We start from the raw sequence: 416 nt of genomic DNA on the forward strand, positions 1-416 counted from the left end.
TGGTGTTTGGCAAACCATTGCTTGCAGTTCCGGTTGCTTTATCGACCGCGGGACTGTTGTTGGGCATGCTGGTTGTGGCCTTGAAGTTTTTCGGCTTTGGGCTCAGCGGTGTGGTGTTGCCGTGGGCGGCGGACTTGATTGTGATTGCTCTTCTGACTGGGCATCCGCTGGCGGCGTTGTTTATTTTTTGGTCGGTGGTCAATGGTGCGAAGTTCATTATTTTGGATTTCCCACTTGTTGTTATTGCTGGCGCGTTGCCGGTGACGTTGAAGGCCATCGTTCTGTTTGTGGCTGCAGGATGGGCTTTAGCTCATCTCGCAGCATTAGCTGCAGTTGTTCTGATGGTGGTGACGAAGGCTCGTATTTTACTGCGGGTTACGCAGCCTTTGCGTTTGACCGGTGTGGAGAAAGCGGTT

The 416-nt window shown here is 52.6% G+C and carries 1 pseudogene; it reads left to right on the top strand.

What is annotated here, in order from left to right:
- Positions 1-416: pseudogene (locus QP990_RS12155) on the top strand (hypothetical protein); the annotation flags it as partial.

The sequence above is a fragment of the Corynebacterium sp. MSK071 genome, assembly GCF_030232125.1.
GTDB classification, from domain to species: domain Bacteria; phylum Actinomycetota; class Actinomycetes; order Mycobacteriales; family Mycobacteriaceae; genus Corynebacterium; species Corynebacterium kefirresidentii.